The organism is Actinomadura sp. NPDC048032, from assembly GCF_040653175.1.
GTDB classification, from domain to species: Bacteria; Actinomycetota; Actinomycetes; order Streptosporangiales; family Streptosporangiaceae; genus Spirillospora; species Spirillospora verrucosospora.
This window is the reverse complement of record NZ_JBEZJP010000659.1, coordinates 1-2,899: the sequence shown is the minus strand read 5'-3', so window position 1 is coordinate 2,899 and position 2,899 is coordinate 1. Positions and strand designations below refer to the sequence as shown.

The 2,899-nt window shown below is 68.1% G+C and carries 2 protein-coding genes and 1 pseudogene; 2 read left to right on the top strand and 1 reads right to left on the bottom strand.

Annotated elements, in window-relative coordinates:
* Positions 1-195 precede the first annotated feature (195 nt).
* Positions 196-392, bottom strand: a pseudogene (locus tag AB0C69_RS40725) (IS1380 family transposase); the annotation flags it as partial.
* Positions 393-1,137: 745 nt separating this feature from the next.
* Between AB0C69_RS40725 and AB0C69_RS40720 the strand changes: the two are divergent.
* Both AB0C69_RS40720 and AB0C69_RS40715 read left to right on the top strand, forming a co-directional pair.
* A complete protein-coding gene (locus tag AB0C69_RS40720; protein WP_360361909.1) occupies positions 1,138-1,347 on the top strand; it encodes a helix-turn-helix domain-containing protein in 210 nt (69 codons plus the stop codon).
* A gap of 29 nt (positions 1,348-1,376) precedes the next feature.
* Complete coding sequence (locus tag AB0C69_RS40715; protein ID WP_360361906.1) at positions 1,377-2,798, top strand: hypothetical protein; 1,422 nt, start codon at positions 1,377-1,379, stop codon at positions 2,796-2,798.
* Positions 2,799-2,899: the final 101 nt, after the last annotated feature.

The following is a 2,899-nucleotide window of genomic DNA, read 5'->3' as shown; positions in this document are numbered from 1 at the left end:
GGAGTCCCCGGGGCGCCCTCGCGGCGTTGAATTCCGGGCGCAGAAAGAAATGACAACAGGTGGACACGGAGCGACCCAACCGACTTCTCGTTTTCAGTAGCCGGTCATTCGTCGGGCCCGACTGTCGCATCGGGGGTGGGGTTCCAGGAGCCAAGGGTTCTCCTTTATGGTGTTGATGGGGCGGTTTGGCCTGGCCATGGCGGCGGGAGCGTCTCCAGCCAGGTGATCGCCGAGGCGATTAGCCGCGCTACGGTCGGATCGCAGGGCACCGCCCGAACAGTTCCGGCTCGGCTTGCAGGACCGCGATGTCGGACAGGCAATCCCCGCCCCGGCGCCAGCATCACCGCCAGGTCCGCGACGACCTTGCCCGGATCATGGGTCGCCCGCGGCTTGTGTCACCGCTCCAACCTGACCGAGAGTGCCTGGTCGAGGCCGGCCGCGCGAAGCGTCTAGGGCAGCAGCACCCCGCCGATCTGAGCGACGATCCCGCCCCGTCACCAGACACCAGACACCAGACACCACGAGCTTGGCAGAGAGTACTGGCGCGGACAGGACCGTCGACAGACCCGCCGTCAGGTGAAAGCCCGAGGCTAGGCGCCGTCCGCCGCACGGCGGACGGGCGTCCGCGAAACGCCAATGATCGTCCGTAGCGGCACGCCGCCGTCCGAGTGACGGACGACGACCATTGTCGGGCGTTCCGTGAGAATCGGAGTTCGAGTGGTACCCATCCCCGGGCCTCCAGCTGTGCACGGCCGCCGCGCCGCCGTCCAGCACGGCGGCCCGTCCGCCGCACCGCCGCACCGCCGCACCCGATCATCGACACTGGCCGCGGTGGGGACGGCATCAACGTGGCTGGGACGTAGTCGCGCTTTCCAGCATGCCAGCGGCGGTCTCCCACCAGGTCAACCGGTTCGCGCCGCCCTTGGAGCCGTCGGGCTCGCTTGTCGACGGCGGCGTGTCAGCTCGCCTCTGCCGACACGCCTCTCGACCGCATTCGATTAACTACTCTCCGTGTAAAGTTCTGGTCAAGGGTCGTCCATCTCTTGCGAAGGGTGCTTTCAGTTCCTGACGTGGGGCCGCGGGAGCAGGTGCGTTATCGCGTCTCCTGCGGTCCGGTGGCGAGAGCGAGGTGTGACCTTGCAGGTTGACGTCCGGTTGTACACGCCCGCCGAGGCTGCGGCGATGTTGCAGGTGCGCGAGTCGTGGCTGCGGAAGAAGGCCAGCGCGCGGGTCATCCCGTGCACCTTCATCGGCAAGCACCTGAGGTTCAGCGATCAGGACATCGCCGGGATCATCGCGGCTGGCGCCAAGCAGCCGGTGGTCCGCCGGCGGCGCGGCCGGTTCTGAGCCGCGGAAGACACAAGGAGGAGCAAGTCATGGCGTATGCCGAAAAGCGTGGAAACAAGTGGCGCGTCCGGTACATGCGGCCGGATGGCAGCGCGGCCTCACAGTCGGGGTTCGAGACGAAGAAGGCCGCGCTGAACTGGGGTGAGGAGCAGGAGGCCGGTATCCGGCGACATAGTTGGAACGATCCTCGTGACGGGGCGGCGTTACTGGCCGACTGGGTCGAGCTGTGGTGGTCGGGGCAGGATCTGGAGGCCACGACCGAGGCCAAGTACCGGTACCTGATCGATCACCACATCGTTCCGGCGTTCGGGAACCGGCCGGTCAACACTCTCACCAGCCCCGAGGAGATCGTGGCTTGGGAGAAGCGGACACGGACCAGAGGGTTCTCGCACCGGACCGCGGCCGACGCCCGGTCGCTGCTGGGCACGATTCTTGGAGATGCCAAGGGACGCGGGATGGTCGCGAGCAATGTCGCCGTCAAGCGGCGAGGGCGCGGGCGGAAGCGGGCGCGGCGGGCCATCGCGGTGCGGGGGCCGGAGAAGGTCTGGGCCACTCCCCTGCAGACCCTGCTGCTGGCCGAGCGGTGCGCGCTGCTGTCCGGGCGTGATGACGACTTCGTCCTGGTCGTCCTGACCGCCTACACCGGCATGCGGTGGGGTGAAGTGCACGGGCTGGAGCGGCCGGCGTGCCGACTCGACCGGATCCAGGTCGACTGGCAGCTGCGGGAGCTGGCAGGTCGGCTGGAGAAGGTGCCCCCGAAGGATGACTCGCACCGGCCGGTCGATCTGCCGCCCTTCCTGTCGGCGCTCGTCTCGGAGCAGAGCCTTCGGACGCCTGGCCGCTGCGCCTGTCCGGGGCGGGCGCCTGTCTGCGGCGGGCGCGGGCAGTACCTGTTCCTCAGCTCTGAGGGTGCTCATCATCGTCGTTCCCACTACGCTCGGCGGGTTTTCCAGCCCGCGGCGGACGGTCGATACCCCAAGGGCACGCGGCAGACCGGAAAGCGCGTCCTGGCGGACACGACGGTATGGCCGGGGACGCCGGTTCCACCGTGGCCTGACGCCGTCCCCGGGCAGCCTTTCCAGCCGCCCAGGGGGAAGGGGATCCGGGTGGTTACCGAAGAGCACTCGCCGTCGGTGTGGTTGCCGCTCATCGAGGGGCTCACGCCGCACGGGCTGCGGCACAGCCACAAGACCTGGATGCTGGAGGACGCCATTCCGGAGGTGCTCCAGGCCGAACGGCTCGGTCACACCGTGCCTGGCATACGCGGCGTGTACTCCCACGTCTCGGACACCATGCGAGACGACCTGAAGGCCAAGCTGCAGAAGCGCTGGGAAATCTCGCTGCAGGAACGGCTCCGGCTCAGTGGGAGCTCGCCGGTTCCCGTGCTCAATGCGCTTCTGGAGAGTGCTCAGAGGCGGGTTCTGGCCCCAGTCTCGATCTTGAGCGCCTAGGGCCTGTTTTGCGGATCTGGATCTTTGGTTTGTGAGGCGGTCGCAGTGCGGTACGGCAGGACGAGGGCGTCGGCGGCGGCGAAGAGTCCCGGGACATCGGC

Excerpts from the sequence above, each read along its gene's own strand:
- AB0C69_RS40715 (WP_360361906.1), top strand. The coding sequence starts at position 1,377 with ATGGCGTATGCCGAAAAGCGTGGAAACAAGTGGCGCGTCCGGTACATG.